The sequence below is a fragment of the Moritella dasanensis ArB 0140 genome, assembly GCF_000276805.1.
Classification (GTDB): Bacteria; Pseudomonadota; Gammaproteobacteria; order Enterobacterales; family Moritellaceae; genus Moritella; species Moritella dasanensis.
On sequence record NZ_AKXQ01000006.1, the window covers coordinates 130,928 to 146,348 of the forward strand.

Consider the following 15,421-nt stretch of genomic DNA (forward strand, 5'->3'; position numbering starts at 1 on the left):
TTTTGAAAGCGTGATATTAAATAGAACAACACCGATAAAATGACGTAAAATACACGATTAAGATACGCTTAATGTAAATGTCGTAAAAATTGCGGATTATAAGGTAAATAGTAGGGTACACAAGGTGAAATTTAGAACCGATTTAAATGGGTTAAGAGCAATAGCACTTATTGCTGTAGTATTGTTCCATTTTAATCCGAGCATTGCGCCCGGAGGTTTTGCTGGTGTCGATATTTTCTTTGTCATCTCTGGTTTTTTAATGACCGGCATTATTTTTAAAGGCTTAAATACCAATTCGTTGAACTTAGCTGAATTTTATTTATGCCGAGCCAATCGCATTATTCCCCCGCTTGCCCTGCTGTGCTTTACCCTACTGCTGTTTGGTTGGTTTTTATTGCCACCAATGGACTATGTAAACTTAGGCATGCATGCCGCGAGTAGTGTCAGTTTTTTATCCAACATTACCTATTTTTATGAAGCTGACTATTTTGATGCCGGGGCTTATGAGAAATGGCTACTACATACCTGGTCGCTGTCGGTTGAATGGCAGTTCTATATTATTTATCCGATTATCCTGCTATTTTTAAAACGCTATTTTTCACTTGAATCATTAAAGCGACTACTCATTCTCGGTACTGTCGTTGGGTTTATATTCTGTACTATTGCGACAGATTTGTGGCCGACATTTGCTTACTTCTCTCTGCCAACACGAGCATGGGAAATGCTGTTAGGTGGCGTAGCTTATTTTTACCCACTGAAGTTAAACGAAAACCAAAAAAGAGTACTCGAAGCTATAGGGATGACGTTAATGTTATTATCATTCACGTTCACCTCTAAAATGACACCTTGGCCTGGTTATGTTGCTTGCGTCCCCGTTTTTGGTACCTACTTCATTTTGTTAAGTAACCGAGAAACGAGTCTGCTTACCAATAACCGAATATTTCAAACTCTGGGTAAATGGTCATACTCAATCTACCTGTGGCACTGGCCTATTGCGGTCTACGGCAGCTATTTTCAAATTGATAACTGGATGCCAATCGGCTTAATCTTATCTGTTGTGTTTGGTGGCATTAGCTTTTATTTGGTTGAAAGTAATCAGCTTAAACAAAGAAAACACACCCTGATTTTCACTCTCATCACCGTGTTAGCATTTGTTGGCTTTTACAAATCAATTCCGGCGATGCTGTACCACATATCTGGGATGCCAAAATACATTATTGAAGCTAATTTAAATCAATCCGATAAAGGTGAGCTTTTTACTTGGCAAATGATGGACCAACTTAAAAAAAATAAACTCGATAATACGAAGATAAACGTGATGTTTATCGGTGACTCTCAATCTGCCGACTTTGTGAATGTAATCAACGAAAAAATCAGTGTTATTGATAATGATCGTGTTAATTTTATGGCGCAAAAAATATCAGCCAAATGCGGTGTTTTTTATCACCTACCTAACCCCTTAAATGCCCTGTACGACCGGATCAACCTCTCTGAAAATATTGGGGAGAAAAGATTACTTAAATGCGCAGCTAGGATCAGAAAAATCACCGCGGATAATCGCTTACTCAACGCTGACTATATTTTCATTGCCATGAATTGGCGTAACTGGTCTTTAAATTATAATATTCAGGCCGTTAAAGCGATAAAACAAAAGAACCCTAAGGTCAAAATAATTATTATTGGTAACAAAGGTATGGCGCGCGCACTGCCAATACTGATGCTTAACGCATTTGATAATCAACAAGAAGTGAGCGAACTGGTGTTTGAATCACTGCCTGCTGTGAACATTAAAAATAATACATTTTTCCGTGATAATCAAAAATCAGATTATCAATTTATTAATATGACTTATGCTTTCTGTCCGATCAAGAAATGTAATGTAGTCGATAAAAATGGCTTACCTTTTTTCTACGATGAAGTACACACAACCAAGCAAGGTGCCATGTATCTCTCAGATAGATTAAGACCTTTATTACCCGCTCCGTTTTATTAATTTTTAGGCAGGGTCGCTAATATCAGAACGTCTTTTAGCGACCCTCTACATCACCTTATAAATAGACCCTATAAATAGACCCTCAAAATTTGCTACAATTGCTTATAAGCACCTTAATTATTAGCGATAGCATGTCAAAACCAGCACCAGTAAAAGTACCAGCACAATCACCAGTAAAAAAGAAACTCACTCTGGGTAGAAAAAAAAGCCCCGCTGAGCAGGGTAAAAAAAGCCAAATTAGCTATACCAATACAGTCAGCGCACGCGGTAAAAGCAATCGTTCACAACATGTTAAACCGAAAGAAGCTGGCCCGACTCAGGTGTTCGTATTCAACAAACCTTACATGGTATTAACGCAGTTTACCGATGCTGATAATCGCGAAACCTTAAAAGACTATATCAAGGTACCGGATATTTATGCCGCTGGTCGCTTAGATCGTGACAGTGAAGGTTTATTACTGCTAACCAACAACGGTCGCTTACAAGCAAAATTAACCCAACCTGGTGAGAAAACAGAAAAAACCTATTGGGTACAAGTTGAAGGTGAACCTAGCCCTGAAAAGCTCAGTGATTTACGTTACGGTATCGTTTTAAAAGACGGCCCAACCCTGCCCGCTAAAGTTGAAATAATGACTGAACCAGCGGTGTGGCCACGTGTACCACCAATCCGTGAACGTCAAAATATTCCTACAACCTGGTTAGCAATTACCATCGTTGAAGGCCGTAACCGTCAAGTGCGTCGAATGACTGCACATATCGGCCATCCGACCTTACGTTTGATCCGCTACAGCATTGGTCCTTGGACACTGGATAACATCCAACCAGGTGAGCTAGTTGAAAGCAGTATTAACATGATGAATTAAGACCAAAGCCTGTTTTTGCGTTGGTCTTCATGGTAAAATTCGCGCCATTGAAATTTGTACTTCAGTGAACCGTAATTAACGCCACTAAGAACGCTTATTTCACAATATTTTTAACACATTAGCAAAAAAGCCTTTAACTTTATTTGCATTACTACAAGAGTAATTAAAAGGTCCTATGACAAATACTACAATCGACGCCAGTACTAAAGCGTTAAACAGTACTAAAAAAGTAATCGTTGGCATGTCCGGCGGTGTTGACTCATCTGTTTCTGCTTACCTGCTACAACAGCAAGGTTATCAAGTAGAAGGCCTGTTCATGAAGAACTGGGAAGATGACGATAATGATGAATATTGTGCCGCTGCTGAGGACCTAGCAGACGCACAATCAGTATGTGATAAATTAGGTATCGAGTTACACGCGATTAATTTCTCTGCTGAATACTGGGATAACGTGTTTGAATACTTCCTTGCTGAATACAAGGCAGGTCGTACACCAAACCCTGATATTCTTTGTAACAAAGAAATCAAATTTAAAGCATTCCTGCAGTTTGCATCAGAAGTACTTTCTGCTGACTACATCGCTATGGGTCACTATGTTAGTCGTCGCGAAAAAGCCGATGGCACATTTGAAATGCTACGTGGCTTAGACAGCAATAAAGACCAAAGCTATTTCCTTTACACGCTAGATCATGTGCAAGTTTCTCGCTCATTGTTCCCTGTGGGTGAATTAGAAAAACCGGAAGTACGTCGTATTGCTGAAGAACAAGACTTGATCACAGCAAACAAAAAAGACAGTACCGGTATCTGCTTTATCGGTGAACGTAAATTCACTGAATTCCTAAGCAAATACTTACCTGCACAGCCGGGTAAAATTGAAAGTGTTGATGGCGAAGAAATTGGTGAACACCAAGGTCTGATGTACCACACACTAGGTCAACGTAAAGGTCTGCATATCGGCGGCATGAAAAACAACAGCAGCCAAGAACCTTGGTATGTAGTCGATAAAGATATGGAGCGTAACGTATTGCTTGTGGCACAAGGTCACAATCACCCACGTTTATTCTCGGAAGGTTTAATGGCGTCGCAACTCCATTGGGTTAGCCGCGAACCATTAACACAGCCATTACGTTGTACTGTAAAAACACGCTACCGTCAGACTGATGTGCCTTGTTTGGTAACACCAATTGGCGAAGACCAAATTGAAGTAACTTTTGATAAACCCGAACTTGCTGTTACACCAGGCCAATCAGCGGTATTTTACCTTGATGACGTATGCCTAGGTGGCGCAATTATCGATGTTCAAATTAGGGGCTAACAGTGTCAACTAACTTCCAAGAATCAAATATAGCCTTTGCTGGCGTTTGTCAGGCTGCAGCACTCGTGCACCAGCTTGCAACAACTGGCAATTGTGATGAAACACAATTAAGTAATACCTTACGTTGTGTGATTGTGACAGACCCAAGTCAAACGATTGAGGTTTATGGCGATTACGCAAACCTAGAATTAGGCTACAAAACCCTGATTGCGCAGTTAAGTAATACCTCTAAAGGTCCTGATAGCGCCTTAACACGCTACATGATCGGCTTAGTTGCCCTAGAGCGTAAACTGGCTAAACGCAATGATATTCTTGGTATGTTAGGTGAGCGCATCTCACAAGTTAAACGTCAAACTCATCATTACGAGTTAACGGAAGCGCAAATTTTAAGTAATATGGCGTCAATCTATGTGGACTTAATCAGCCCACTTGGCACCAAGATCCAAATTGCAGGAACAGCAAGTTTCCTACAACAAACATTGGTGAGAGATAAGATCCGTGCATTACTATTTGCCGGTATTCGCTCAGCAGTGTTGTGGCGACAAACAGGCGGTCAACGTCGCCAAGTAGTTTTCAATCGTAAACACATGGTAGAGCAAGCAAAGCAACAATTAGCTCGAATTTAACCTAAACACACCCAGGAGTATGTAATGGAATTATCAGCGTTAACAGCTGTTTCCCCGGTCGATGGTCGCTACGGTAGTAAAACAGTAGCCCTGCGTTCAATTTTTAGTGAATTTGGTCTAATCAAATACCGTGTACAAGTAGAAGTTCGTTGGTTACAAAAACTAGCTGAATGTGACGCTATTGCAGAAGTACCAGCACTAAGTGCTGATGCAAACGCTGCATTAAACAGCATCACAGACAACTTCTCGGAAGCTGACGCTGCACGTATTAAAGCAATTGAAAGCACAACAAACCACGATGTAAAAGCAGTTGAATACTTCTTGAAAGAGAAAGTAGCTGATAACGCAGAGCTGAATGCAGTTTCTGAGTTTATCCACTTTGCTTGTACTTCAGAAGATATCAACAACTTGTCTCACGCGTTAATGTTAACTGAAGCTCGTGAAACAATTCTTTTACCTTACTGTGAAAAGCTTATCGATAGCCTAACAGTATTAGCAAAAGAATATGCTGCTGTACCATTATTATCACGTACTCACGGCCAGCCTGCGTCGCCAAGTACTATGGGTAAAGAATTTGCTAACGTTGTTGTGCGTTTACGCCGTCAAATGTTACAAATCGCTAATGTTGAAATCTTAGGTAAAATCAACGGTGCTGTAGGTAACTACAACGCACACATCTCGGCTTACCCTGATGTTGATTGGAACGAGTTCGCAGAAGAATTCGTCTCTAGCCTTGGTGTTGTATGGAACCCATACACTACGCAAATCGAACCACATGATTACATTGCTGAACTTTATGACGCAATCGCACGTTTCAACACTATCATTCTTGATTTTGACCGTGACATCTGGGGTTACATTTGCCTAGGTCACTTCAAGCAAAAAACGATTGCTGGTGAAATTGGCTCTTCTACAATGCCGCATAAAGTTAACCCGATTGATTTTGAAAACTCGGAAGGTAACATTGGTATTGCTAACGCACTATTCAATCACCTTTCTGCAAAATTACCGGTTTCTCGCTGGCAGCGTGACTTAACAGATTCAACTGTATTACGTAACCTAGGTGTTGCTATCGGTTATTCTGTTATTGCTTACGAGTCAACGTTAAAAGGCATCAGCAAATTAGAGCTTAACGAAGCTGCATTACTTGCTGACCTTGATCGTAACTGGGAAGTTCTGGCTGAGCCAATCCAAACAGTTATGCGTCGCTACGGCATCGAAAAACCATACGAAAAGCTAAAAGAGCTTACACGTGGTCGTCGTGTTGATGGTCCTGCTATGCAAGAATTCATTGATACGTTAGAGCTAACTGATGCAGTTAAAGCGGAATTAAAATTAATGACGCCAGCTAACTACATCGGTCGTGCTGTTGAGTTCGTTAACGAGCTATAGTTTATAGTTGTAGATGTAGATAGTTAAGCTGTCTACAGCTAATAATGCCATAGACTGTCAAGCACGCAGTAGATAATGAAAACAGCCCAAGTAACGCGTTAACTAGAAATAGTAACAAATTGCTTGGGCTTTTTTGTGCGCTAGTTATCATTCCAGTTTTTAATATCAACAAATCAGATATCGTAAAACTGCATTTTTGTAAAATATAAGTTCAAAACGAAATAAGTAAACCTCCCTATAGTTTCAATCTGAAACACCGAATTAGCCTTTTATAAAACATCCTTTCAAAATTAGCCCCCCATCTTGTAACTCATCCATATACACGGATAATCAGCATTATATTTACATCTGGTTAACTAAGGATTTACAGCATGAACGGATCATTTCTTATTGAAGCATTTCAAGCACCCTCAACGTGTGCGCAAAACTTAGGTAATTTCTTTAATGATTTAGGTGCAGATCCTTACCTTGAAAGTAACTGTCGATTCCGTGCATTTTCACAATATCAAAAGACCAATACACAATTTGAAAAATTAAACTCAAGCACTTTCATGCAGTCATCAAATGTTAACCGTCTTATCGGCAACGTTGAACGTAAGTTCGAAGACATCTCTCCAGCACTTGATCAACACCCTGATTTTCAGAATCTACTGAATGCATTTCTTGAGCGTACTAACGTTGATACCACTAAGCAGCCAATTGGTGTGCATCAGATCCGCGTAGTTTGCTCACAAGATAAATCAGGCTCACCAGCACCAGAGGGTATTCACCAAGACGGTTTTGATTTTGTCGGTATTTTCTGCGTAAAACGAGACAACATCGCCGGCGCTTTTACCCAAATATTTTCATCGCCTGTTGACCAACATCCGCACATGAGTACCACACTAGAAGAAAACCAATTCATCATTTTTAATGACCGTCGTTATTACCACTACGTGACAGAAACACTGCCAGGTTTGCAAGACGAAACCGGACTGCGCGACGTATTTGTTTTCACTGCTTAATTTACAACGTTAACTATAAAAGCAGAGAATAAAGCAGTAATGCGCATTGTCATTTAAACAGTGATCACACCGTACTTCACACACTAAAGAACAGCATTTTGCTTTACACCAATAACGTTGCACGAATAAAAGATGTAGCGTAATAATAATTATATTAAAGGAATAACCGATGAACTTATGTATTGAGTCAATCCGCCAAGCTTTCCCGGCATTACAGCAAGAAGTGAATGGCGAACCAGTGTATTTTTTTGATGGTCCTGGTGGCTCACAAGTTCCACAGTCAGTGCTTGATGCAATGACATCTTACTTAGGTAAATATAACTCCAACCTTGGCGGTCGCTTTTTCTCTAGTGAAAAAACCGTTGATGTCATGCGTAACGCCCGCCTAAGTGGCCAAGCACTGTTAAATACGGAGTCGCCAGATAACATCGTTTTTGGCGCCAACATGACCTCACTGACGTTCCAATTAAGCCGTGCTATCAGCCGTGATTGGCAAGCAGGTGATGAAGTGATTGTTACTTCATTGGATCATTATTCAAATGTTTCAACATGGCAGCAAGCCGCCGATGATAAAGGCACGATAGTACATCAAGCGCGTGTGAATGAAGATGATTGCACACTCGATAGTGAGCACTTGATCTCACTGATTTCAGCTAAGACTAAATTAGTTGCTCTCACTTTTGCATCTAACACCACTGGTTCATTGGTGGACGTTAAGCCAATTATTGCAGCTGCACATGCTGTCGGTGCTAAAGTCTATATTGATGCGGTACATTACGCGCCACACAAGCTGGTAGACGTGCAAGCATTGGGTTGTGACTTCTTAGCTTGTTCTGCATATAAGTTCTTTGGTCCACATGTTGGCATCGCGTATGTGGCACCAAAATGGTTACACAGCTTATCACCGTACAAGGTAGAGCCAGCAACAAACCAAGGCCCAGGTCGATTTGAAACCGGTACCCAAAGCTTTGAAGCATTAGCAGGATTTACCGCGGCAGTTGAATACCTCGCCCATGCTGGTGATCAGACGCTGCCGTTACGTGAAAGACTAGTACAAAGTTTCGATCTATATCAAGCCCATGAACAGCTGTTAAGCAAGCACTTCCTGGCTAAGTTAACGCAATACAGTAACGTAACACTGTACGGCATCAATGAGTTGGAAAGACTGGCTGAGCGTACGCCAACCTTCTCTATCCGCATTGATCATGCCTCTCCTGAAGACGTATCAGGTCTACTCGGTCAGCACAACATGTGTGTTTGGAACGGTCATTTCTATGCTATCGGCTTGTGTAAGCAATTAGGTATTTTAGATAAAGGCGGCGTGATACGTATTGGCTTTATGCACTACAATACCACCAGCGAAATTGATGCATTATTTGCAATATTAGAGACCGTATTAGAGACAGCAGTAGAAAAATAACCACTAATACTAGCTGTAAGCTGTAAATAAACCGTGTAAGCCCAAGTGTTTCCTGACACTTGGGCTTACGCTAATCAGCGCCTAATTCAATTCCCATCACAGCCGATATCCGCTTAAATAGTAAAAACCACACTTCGATAACACTTTCATTGGATCCGTTATGCTAGCCTATTAACGCATCACAAATAATAATCATACCAATTCCTATAAATAACTGTACAGAAAAATGCTATTGCTATCGCAAACATACATGGCCATGGATGGCCTTGTCTAAGCGAACAGGGATGTCTTGAGCGGTTTGCAGGAGTAATATCATTTTGATCACTTAGTTTTCAGAATTAGTATCACACGTTAATCTACGACACAGCAAGGAAGCAAAATATGTCACGTCAATCAAGGACAGTACAACAATGGTTTGATGAATATGGGGTTAGTCACCAGAACAAAACCAATAAACTCATCCATTGGATCATGGTACCCATCATCTTTTTTACCATTGTAGGTTTGCTCTGGTCTATCCCCAAAATGGATTGGATGGGCTCATCACCTTGGCTAAACTGGGCAACATTAGCCATGTTACCGGCGATGTATTTCTATTACACACTATCAAAGCCTATCTTATTGGGCATGCTGCTGTTTACCGGGTTATGTCTAGTGACCAGTTATATGCTGACTCAATACTTAGCTATGCCGTTGTGGCTATTCAGTGCGGTATTATTTGCGATTGCGTGGGTATTTCAGTTTGTCGGTCATAAAATTGAAGGGGCGAAACCCTCATTCTTTGAGGATCTACAATTTTTATTAATCGGCCCAGCTTGGTTGCTAGGCTTCATCTACCAACGTATAGGGATCCGTTATTAACAGGCTAATATTTATAAGTTAATAGGTTAACCTCTATTTTACCGCCAAGTGATACGAAAAATACGCGGTATTTTTTACAAATCCCAATTTTTCATACAAGGCTTGCGCCGAGAAGTTATCTTGTGCGGTATTCAAATCTACACGGATAGCGCCGGTATTGCGAGCCTCTCTCACCACGCGATGAATCAACTCATTAGCCAATCCTTGTCGGCGATATTCGGGGGCTATAAATAGATCGTTTAATACCATGATTTTACCCAACGACACCGATGAAAACGAATGATAGTTAAGTACAAACCCCATTGGATCACCGCTTTTGTTATAGGCAATAAACACGGTGGCATCGTTATTCAGTAAACGCTCACCTAAATACGGTCGGTACTTTTTCGGTGCTGATGGTTGCTTATAAAACACCATATATTGATCAAATAAACTAACGAGATCGTTCAATTCTGCCAGCGAGGCTTGCTTGATATTCATAAAATCCCTTTTAAATATGAATAAATAGATAATGGCAATAATACAGCGTATTACATACATCTATGTTAATAGTATAGCTCCAGAATATCAATTTCTGATTAAATTACAACAGCATAAAACTCCTTATTTATTCATACTTGCCTTGTTATTTTAAGCGATATACTAGCTCAGCTTATATTGATAAATAAATCCACTTTTCGCTATTTAGCTCATTTAACAAGGAACGTAAAATGAAACTAATAACACTGTGCTTCACATTAGCCTCGCTGTTTTCTAGCGCCGCTTTTGCCAACAATTTTTATACCCCAGTTAGCTACCGCTACTACCAACTCAATTATGCTGAAGTCACCACAGAAGATGTGAATGACCCATTAGTCATGTACCAGTTCAACATCAGCAACCTACTCAGCCCTTTTCTGTTTAGTCGTACAAACCTCAATTACTTAAGCAGAGAGACGGTGATTGATGCAAGTAATTCCATCACCACAACATCGATGCAAGCCATATTAAACATAGGCACGCGCTTAGCGCTGCATCCTAGGCTTGATCTGACGATTGAAAGTGGTGCTGTTTATGAATTTGGTAAAGAAGTGGAAATAAAATCAAACGCCAGCACAATCACGAATGATGACTTCGACAGTGAGACTGGATTTAACGCTGCTGTTGGCTTAGCCATGCATTTCAGCCATCAATTAGAATTTATTATTGATGCCGCTTACATTGATATTGGTGACGAATCAGAAATGGAATACAGTGCTGAAATGGTCGCACATGTATTACCTAATCTCGCGCTTACTGCGAATGGAATTATGTATGAAGAAAATTTAGGGTTTGGTTTCGGTCTGCAGTTTGATTTCTAATTGCTAATTGCTAACAATGATCTATTACAGCGATGAGTCAGTTTTGTCGTGACGATAGTTGTCGCTGTAATTAGCTGTCGTTGCAATAGCGCCCGCGGTAATAAATTGTCGTTGCAACACTGCCTAGCCGAACCACTTCAAAAGCGAGTCAAAAATAGATCATGCCGAAGACAATTGATATCTGCGCACTTGCTGATCTTCTGGCGCATAGTAATATTCATTAAGGAAGTTAGCACCGCAGCCTTCGATCACCTTACGTGAAGCAATATTAGTCGGGTCGCAGCTGATAATGACGTCACCAGTCAGCACTGCCTTTTGAATATGTGACAACATGAACTTAGCAACCCCTCTGCCCCTCGCTGACGATCTGGTTTCATAACCGATATGACCGATAACATTCTCGATATAATCGCTACAGCCTTGCCTTACTCGTATTGAACCAAGAATGACGTCGCCTTCGACACAGAAATACGTCGTGATTGGTGTCCAGCCCTTCGGTAGTTGTTCCCCACGCGCATAGGCAATGCGCTTGCTAAGATAACGAGCGTAATGGCTTAAGATAAACTCGTAGAGAACGATATCATCCGTCACACATTCATCAACATAAGATTTAAAGGCATTTAAGTGCGCCATACTCGCAATTTCAATCTTCATGTATCACCTTCAAGAACCCGCCCACGTCATCGACCAACAAGGGTCTGACAATACGTGCCACTTCCTGGCAATTTTGTAACAATATCAACGTAGGCCAAAGTTTAACTCGAAACTGTCGACCCAGTATTTTACCTTTACCATCGCTTATTTTGATATGGGGCAACGCGGGATGATCCACCAGCACCTCTTTAATCGCAGGTTCAGCAGCTTGACAGTGTCCACACCAAGATGCGCCGAACTCTAAAATGGCATAACCAGTCCACGCTTCAACATCAACCATTGTCGGCGCATCTTCACGATAGTCAGGGTTAAACCTGGGATATTCAATTGTCATATTATGTTCCTTTAAAACGCTTAATACAGTGTACTGAATTATGCGCCTTTAAGAAACTCAATGGCTTGAGACTCTTGATCTAGCGTAAAGCACTGCATATCAATATTCTTAAAAATCTTATCTTCAATATTAACAATATGCTCTATCCATTTTTTGTCAGTTAATACCGCCGCCTTGTCTATATTGCTAATACCCACATCAAACAGATATTTGAACTCTTCGATAAGCGCTGCAATTTCAACGCCTTTAAAAGAATCAATTTTTTCAAGCAGTACAATACTGCCATAACGCTCAACTTTTTCTTTTGCAGCATTGAGAACCAAAGCCATATCGCTTTCCGTTATTTTTCCAGACATTTGAAATGCAATGGCATTGTCAATTTCGATATCTATCATTTCAATCATATTGATCTCCTGGTAATAAAAAAGCCTTACCCCGCCTCCATTATAGTAACGGAATCAGAGTAAGGCTTATTAGCAGTCGATGCCGTTGTATTAGTTACGACGGCCTTCCGTATTAGCTTAGTGCGATAAAATCTGCTCTAAGAATAATTTTAAACGATCTGATTGCGGGTTATCAAAAAATTCATGCGGTTCATTTTCTTCAATAATCTGCCCTGCATCCATAAAGATAACGCGGTCTGCCACCTTCTTAGCAAAACCCATCTCATGGGTTACACAGATCATGGTGATACCTTCATCTGCAAGCTCAACCATCACATCTAACACTTCCGACACCATCTCTGGATCCAGTGCCGATGTTGGTTCGTCAAACAACATGATTTCAGGATTAATACACAGACAACGGGCAATCGCTACACGCTGCTGTTGTCCACCCGAAAGTTGGTTAGGATACTTATGCGCTTGGTCAGCAATTTTTACGCGTTCAAGGTACATCATCGCCGTTTTAATGGCTTCATGACGGGGTTTTTTATGTACCCAAGTCGGTGCCAACAATAAATTTTCTAACACCGAAAGATGCGGAAACAAGTTAAAGTGTTGGAATACCATCCCCACCTGTGAGCGGATATGGCGTACAACTTTAACGTCTTCAATCAAGTCAGTACCGTTAATGTTAATCTTACCTTCTTGAAATTTTTCCAAGTGATTAAGGCAACGGATCGTCGTTGATTTACCCGAGCCAGAAGGGCCACAAATAACCACTTTCTCGCCTTTCTTGATATTTAAGTTAACGTCTTTAAGTACGTGAAAATCGCCATACCATTTATTAACGTCTTGCATGCTGATCATATAATCTTGTTCTGACATGATATTTCCTTATACCAATTACCTTACGTAAATGGTCAGTGTTAAGCTGTAAAATTTACGGTAATGGTTAGTGATCGGTATTGTATCGGCGTTCTATCACGCGCGAATATTGCGACATACTGAAACAAAAGACCCAATAAATTAGAGTTACAAATACGTAGCCTTCGATTTCAAAACCAAGCCAACTAGTATCACTGTTTGTGAGTGTTACCATTGCCAGAATATCGAATAAACCAATGATTAATACCAACGTCGTATCTTTAAATAACGAGATGAAAGAACCCACCAAATTCGGGATCGAGATCTTCAACGCCTGTGGCAAAATAATTAAAATCATTCCTTGCCAATAACTTAAGCCTAATGACTCACTCGCTTCGTATTGACCTTTCGGAATAGCTTGCAAACCACCACGAATAACTTCGGCAATATACGCTGCTTGGAATAAGGTAATACCAATTAACGCACGTAATAACTTATCAAACTCGATACCATCGCTAAAGAACAACGGCAGTACTACCGACGCCATAAATAAGATAGTAATAAGCGGCACACCACGAATAAATTCGATAAAACCAACACATAAGGTTTTAACAATCGGCATATTGTCCGACTGACGACCTAACGCCAATAAAATACCGATTGGGAACGAAGCAATAATACCAACAGCAGCGACCAAAATAGTCAGCATTAAGCCACCCCATTTTTCAGTACCAACCACTTCCAGCCCTAAGCCACCACGGATCAAGATGAAACACACAACCGGGTATAACAGCATACTGACAAATTTAATTTTGATACTGCTGAGTCGCGGTATAAAAAATACAAAAATGATGCTGATAATAGCGACTAAATTCGGACGCCAATGTAAGGCTTCAGGGTAGAACCCATACATAAATTGGTCGAACTTCTCAATGATAAATATCCAGCGCGCGCCTTCTTTTACCACTTCTTCTTTAGTCCCACTCCACGTTGCATCAAAGATCATCCAATCTAATAGCGGTGGGATCGTGGTATAAATAAAGTAAATACCAAGTAATGTTAAAAGCGTATTTGGAATAGTAGAAAATAAATTTTCTCGTAACCAGAATACCAGCCCCTTACTGGTTGAAGGTGCAGGTTTGGCCTCTTTCATCGTATAAACAGCCATATTATCTTCCTTTAATTTCCATTTTTGCATTAACCCAGTTCAGTAGCAGTGAAATAACAATACTGAAAACAAGATACACGGCCATCGTCATAAGAATGATCTCAATAGCCTGCCCGACTTGGTTAAGCGTCGTCCCTGAGAACAAGGTAACAATTTCTGGATAACCAATTGCTGTTGCCAGTGATGAGTTTTTCACTAGGTTAAGATATTGGTTAATAACCGGTGGGATAATCACCCGTAATGCTTGCGGTAAAACTACTTTACGCAAGATCACATGCTCTTTTAAGCCTAATGATTTGGCCGCTTCTTTTTGACCTGGCGGTACAGCTTCAATCCCCGCACGTACAGCTTCAGCAATATAAGTCGCGGTATAAATACTTAACGCAAAGATAAGCGCCAGTAATTCCGGAATAATGGTGATCCCGCCTTTGAAGTTAAAACCTTTAAGCGCAGGATATTCAGCACTGATAGGTTGGCCAGTAACAAAGAACACCAATAACGGTGCGACGACCACTATTGCCAGCGATACTCTAATTAATGGAAATTCCTCACCTGTTAAGTCATGACGTTTACTCGCCCATTTGGCAAGAAATACAACACTGATACATGCAAGGATGAACGCAACAAGAATAAAACCACTACCCGATTCGAAGATCGGATCTGGCATAATTAAACCACGGTTATTAATGAAGACAGAATCAAAATAAGAAATACTTTGGCGCGGACTTGGTAGCGCAGCAAGTACCACGTTATACCAAAACAAGATCTGTAATAAGATAGGAATATTACGGAACGTTTCAATGTAGACCAACGACAATTTAGCGATTAAATAATTAGAAGATAAACGACCAATACCAACCATTAGGCCAATAATAGACGCTAAAACAATACCAATAACACCCACTAGCATGGTATTTAATAGACCAACAATAAATACATCTAAAAAAGTTGAGCTGGTATCATCATAAGGAATAAGCGCTTGGCTGACACCAAAACCAGCTGTTTCACCTAAGAATGAGAAACCTGTAGTGATACCCCTTTTTGCTACATTATCAAACATGTTGTTAACGAAGTAAAAAATGCATAAAACCACAACCACTAAAGAAAGCACTTGGAAAATAATCGCACGATTTTGTGGGCTGTTAAATAAACCGCTGGAGGTTGGGGGGAGTTTTGAGTTATTCATAACAAAATAAGCCTTTTA

General features: G+C 40.5%; 16 protein-coding genes. 9 read left to right on the forward strand and 7 right to left on the reverse strand.

Annotation, left to right across the window (positions count from 1 at the left end; translation table 11 throughout):
* The first annotated feature begins 124 nt into the window (after nucleotides 1-124).
* The 8 genes from A923_RS0106790 (at nucleotide 125) to A923_RS0106825 (ending at nucleotide 9,474) form a co-directional block, all read left to right on the forward strand.
* Complete coding sequence (locus A923_RS0106790; protein ID WP_017220914.1) at nucleotides 125-1,993, forward strand: acyltransferase family protein; 1,869 nt, start codon at nucleotides 125-127, stop codon at nucleotides 1,991-1,993.
* 131 nt (nucleotides 1,994-2,124) lie between these two features.
* The gene (locus A923_RS0106795) at nucleotides 2,125-2,856 is read left to right on the forward strand and encodes a pseudouridine synthase (RefSeq protein WP_017220915.1); all 732 of its coding nucleotides are present in this window, start codon (nucleotides 2,125-2,127) and stop codon (nucleotides 2,854-2,856) included.
* 175 nt (nucleotides 2,857-3,031) lie between these two features.
* Nucleotides 3,032-4,171, forward strand: a complete 1,140-nt coding sequence (gene mnmA, locus A923_RS0106800) for a tRNA 2-thiouridine(34) synthase MnmA (protein WP_017220916.1) — start codon at nucleotides 3,032-3,034, stop codon at nucleotides 4,169-4,171.
* 2 nt (nucleotides 4,172-4,173) lie between these two features.
* Nucleotides 4,174-4,797: a high frequency lysogenization protein HflD gene (gene hflD, locus A923_RS0106805; RefSeq protein WP_017220917.1), complete on the forward strand. Its 624-nt coding sequence runs from the start codon at nucleotides 4,174-4,176 to the stop codon at nucleotides 4,795-4,797.
* Nucleotides 4,798-4,821: 24 nt separating this feature from the next.
* Nucleotides 4,822-6,189 carry an adenylosuccinate lyase gene (gene purB / locus A923_RS0106810; RefSeq protein ID WP_017220918.1) on the forward strand — a complete coding sequence of 456 codons (1,368 nt, stop codon included), beginning with the start codon at nucleotides 4,822-4,824 and terminating at the stop codon, nucleotides 6,187-6,189.
* Between the two features lie 371 nt (nucleotides 6,190-6,560).
* Entirely contained in the window at nucleotides 6,561-7,193 is a 633-nt protein-coding gene (locus A923_RS0106815) for a 2OG-Fe dioxygenase family protein (RefSeq protein WP_017220919.1), read from the forward strand.
* Between the two features lie 169 nt (nucleotides 7,194-7,362).
* Nucleotides 7,363-8,613 carry a cysteine desulfurase-like protein gene (locus tag A923_RS0106820; RefSeq protein ID WP_017220920.1) on the forward strand — a complete coding sequence of 417 codons (1,251 nt, stop codon included), beginning with the start codon at nucleotides 7,363-7,365 and terminating at the stop codon, nucleotides 8,611-8,613.
* A gap of 381 nt (nucleotides 8,614-8,994) precedes the next feature.
* Entirely contained in the window at nucleotides 8,995-9,474 is a 480-nt protein-coding gene (locus A923_RS0106825) for an Mpo1 family 2-hydroxy fatty acid dioxygenase (RefSeq protein WP_017220921.1), read from the forward strand.
* Nucleotides 9,475-9,507: 33 nt separating this feature from the next.
* On the opposite strand, the gene A923_RS0106830 is transcribed toward A923_RS0106825, so the two are convergent.
* The gene (locus tag A923_RS0106830; RefSeq protein WP_017220922.1) at nucleotides 9,508-9,954 is read right to left on the reverse strand and encodes a GNAT family N-acetyltransferase; all 447 of its coding nucleotides are present in this window, start codon (nucleotides 9,952-9,954) and stop codon (nucleotides 9,508-9,510) included.
* A gap of 230 nt (nucleotides 9,955-10,184) precedes the next feature.
* Here A923_RS0106830 and A923_RS0106835 point away from each other — a divergent pair, with 230 nt between their 5' ends.
* On the forward strand, nucleotides 10,185-10,814 hold the full coding sequence (locus A923_RS0106835) for an outer membrane beta-barrel protein (RefSeq protein WP_017220923.1): 630 nt from the start codon (nucleotides 10,185-10,187) through the stop codon (nucleotides 10,812-10,814).
* 159 nt (nucleotides 10,815-10,973) lie between these two features.
* Here A923_RS0106835 and A923_RS0106840 read toward each other — a convergent pair whose 3' ends face one another.
* The 6 genes from A923_RS0106840 to A923_RS22050 all read right to left on the reverse strand — a co-directional run bounded on the left by A923_RS0106840 (nucleotide 10,974) and on the right by A923_RS22050 (nucleotide 15,403).
* The gene (locus A923_RS0106840; RefSeq protein WP_017220924.1) at nucleotides 10,974-11,468 is read right to left on the reverse strand and encodes a GNAT family N-acetyltransferase; all 495 of its coding nucleotides are present in this window, start codon (nucleotides 11,466-11,468) and stop codon (nucleotides 10,974-10,976) included.
* Nucleotides 11,458-11,802, reverse strand: coding sequence for a thioredoxin family protein (locus tag A923_RS0106845; RefSeq protein ID WP_017220925.1), 345 nt, complete (start codon nucleotides 11,800-11,802; stop codon nucleotides 11,458-11,460). Before A923_RS0106845 ends, A923_RS0106840 begins: the two co-directional genes overlap by 11 nt.
* Before the next feature lie 38 nt (nucleotides 11,803-11,840).
* Nucleotides 11,841-12,206 carry a SpoIIAA family protein gene (locus tag A923_RS0106850; RefSeq protein ID WP_017220926.1) on the reverse strand — a complete coding sequence of 122 codons (366 nt, stop codon included), beginning with the start codon at nucleotides 12,204-12,206 and terminating at the stop codon, nucleotides 11,841-11,843.
* 117 nt (nucleotides 12,207-12,323) lie between these two features.
* The gene (locus A923_RS0106855) at nucleotides 12,324-13,070 is read right to left on the reverse strand and encodes an amino acid ABC transporter ATP-binding protein (protein WP_017220927.1); all 747 of its coding nucleotides are present in this window, start codon (nucleotides 13,068-13,070) and stop codon (nucleotides 12,324-12,326) included.
* A 67-nt stretch (nucleotides 13,071-13,137) separates the two neighbouring features.
* Nucleotides 13,138-14,217: an amino acid ABC transporter permease gene (locus A923_RS0106860; RefSeq protein ID WP_017220928.1), complete on the reverse strand. Its 1,080-nt coding sequence runs from the start codon at nucleotides 14,215-14,217 to the stop codon at nucleotides 13,138-13,140.
* A 1-nt stretch (nucleotide 14,218) separates the two neighbouring features.
* Nucleotides 14,219-15,403: an amino acid ABC transporter permease gene (locus tag A923_RS22050; protein ID WP_017220929.1), complete on the reverse strand. Its 1,185-nt coding sequence runs from the start codon at nucleotides 15,401-15,403 to the stop codon at nucleotides 14,219-14,221.
* Nucleotides 15,404-15,421 lie beyond the last annotated feature (18 nt).

Coding starts and splice junctions, on each gene's coding strand:
- A923_RS0106795 (WP_017220915.1), top strand. CDS start 2,125: ATGTCAAAACCAGCACCAGTAAAAGTACCAGCACAATCACCAGTAAAA.
- mnmA (WP_017220916.1), top strand. CDS start 3,032: ATGACAAATACTACAATCGACGCCAGTACTAAAGCGTTAAACAGTACT.
- purB (WP_017220918.1), top strand. CDS start 4,822: ATGGAATTATCAGCGTTAACAGCTGTTTCCCCGGTCGATGGTCGCTAC.
- A923_RS0106815 (WP_017220919.1), top strand. CDS start 6,561: ATGAACGGATCATTTCTTATTGAAGCATTTCAAGCACCCTCAACGTGT.
- A923_RS0106820 (WP_017220920.1), top strand. CDS start 7,363: ATGAACTTATGTATTGAGTCAATCCGCCAAGCTTTCCCGGCATTACAG.
- A923_RS0106825 (WP_017220921.1), top strand. CDS start 8,995: ATGTCACGTCAATCAAGGACAGTACAACAATGGTTTGATGAATATGGG.
- A923_RS0106830 (WP_017220922.1), bottom strand. CDS start 9,954: ATGAATATCAAGCAAGCCTCGCTGGCAGAATTGAACGATCTCGTTAGT.
- A923_RS0106835 (WP_017220923.1), top strand. CDS start 10,185: ATGAAACTAATAACACTGTGCTTCACATTAGCCTCGCTGTTTTCTAGC.
- A923_RS0106840 (WP_017220924.1), bottom strand. CDS start 11,468: ATGAAGATTGAAATTGCGAGTATGGCGCACTTAAATGCCTTTAAATCT.
- A923_RS0106845 (WP_017220925.1), bottom strand. CDS start 11,802: ATGACAATTGAATATCCCAGGTTTAACCCTGACTATCGTGAAGATGCG.
- A923_RS0106850 (WP_017220926.1), bottom strand. CDS start 12,206: ATGATTGAAATGATAGATATCGAAATTGACAATGCCATTGCATTTCAA.
- A923_RS0106855 (WP_017220927.1), bottom strand. CDS start 13,070: ATGTCAGAACAAGATTATATGATCAGCATGCAAGACGTTAATAAATGG.
- A923_RS0106860 (WP_017220928.1), bottom strand. CDS start 14,217: ATGGCTGTTTATACGATGAAAGAGGCCAAACCTGCACCTTCAACCAGT.
- A923_RS22050 (WP_017220929.1), bottom strand. CDS start 15,403: ATGAATAACTCAAAACTCCCCCCAACCTCCAGCGGTTTATTTAACAGC.